Origin of the sequence: Nonomuraea rosea (assembly GCF_039539705.1) — a bacterium.
GTDB classification, from domain to species: Bacteria; Actinomycetota; Actinomycetes; order Streptosporangiales; family Streptosporangiaceae; genus Nonomuraea; species Nonomuraea rosea.
Window position 1 is genome coordinate 1 of record NZ_BAABDQ010000127.1, and the last position, 1308, is coordinate 1308.

The 1308-nt window shown below is 70.9% G+C and carries 2 protein-coding genes; both read left to right on the forward strand.

Going from position 1 to position 1308, the window contains the following annotated elements; genetic code table 11:
* A partial coding sequence (locus ABEA43_RS67700) for an ABC transporter ATP-binding protein (protein WP_345581547.1) occupies positions 1-339 on the forward strand: 339 nt, incomplete at its 5' end.
* A partial coding sequence (locus ABEA43_RS67705; RefSeq protein ID WP_345581549.1) for an ABC transporter permease occupies positions 339-1308 on the forward strand: 970 nt, incomplete at its 3' end. The genes ABEA43_RS67700 and ABEA43_RS67705, both read left to right, overlap by 1 nt.

Genomic DNA, 1308 nt, shown 5'->3' on the forward strand with positions numbered 1-1308 from the left:
CGGCATCGCGCCAGGCTGCAGGCAGCGTCCGAGGCGCTGGAACGGGTCGGGCTGGGGCATCGCCTGGACCACCGTCCCCCGCAGTTGTCGGGCGGTGAGCGGCAGCGGGTCGCGATCGCCCGCGCGCTGGTCGGCAACCCGGCGATCGTGCTGGCCGACGAGCCCACCGGCAACCTCGACAGCGTTTCCGGGGCCGCGATCTTCACATTGCTGAAGGAGCTCAACGCCGAAGGCGCCACCATCATCATGATCACGCACGACCGGGAGCTGGCCGCGAAGCTGCCCCGCCGCATCGAGGTGCTGGACGGGCACCTCGTCGCCGATGGGCGGGAGCCGTGATGTATCCGGCCGATCTGGCACGGGTGGCCAGCCTGGGGCTGCGGACGCGGCGGATGCGGGCGGCCCTGTCGGCGCTCGGCATCGCCATCGGTGTCGCGGCGATGGTGGCCGTGCTGGGCTTGTCGGCCTCCTCCCAGGCCGGGTTGCTGGCCGAGATCGACAAACTGGGCACCAACCTGCTCACCGTCACCCCAGGCCAGACCCTGGGCGGCGACCATGCGAAGCTGCCCGGCGACGCGCCAGGGATGATCGCCAGAATCGGCCCGGTCGAGCAGGTCGAACACACCGGCAGGACCACGGCCAACGCCTTCCGCAACCCCTACATCCCCGCCTTCAACACCAACTCGCTGACCGTCAACGCGGCCAGCCTGGACCTGCCCGGCGCGGTGCGCACCAGCCTGGCTCAAGGCGCCTACCTCAACGCCGCCACCGCCCGGCAACCGGTCGCCGTCCTCGGCGCCGACGCCGCCCAGCGTCTCGGCATCGCGAAGATCCACCAGGGGATGCGCATCTGGGTCGGCGGGCAGTGGTTCTACATCGCCGGGATCCTCAACCCGGCGAAGCTGACGCCGGAGATCGACTCCGCGGTATTGGTCGGCTATCCGGCCGCCGAGAAATACCTGCACTTCGACGGCCATTCGACCACGATCTACGTGCGGGCGGCCACCGACCACGTGCCCGGCGTGCAGAAGGTACTGGCCGCCACCACCAACCCGCGCAACCCCGGCGAGATCACCGTCAGCCAGCCCTCCTCCGCCCTGGTCGCCCGCGCGGCCGCCCAATCCGCGCTCAACGGCCTGTTCCTGGGCCTGGGCGCGGTGGCACTGCTCGTCGGCGGCATCGGCGTCGCCAACACCATGGTCATCTCGGTCCTGGAACGCCGCTCCGAGATCGGCCTGCGCCGCTCCCTCGGAGCGACCAGAGCAGACATCCGCCTGCAGTTCCTGTCGGAGGCGATCCTGCTGGCCG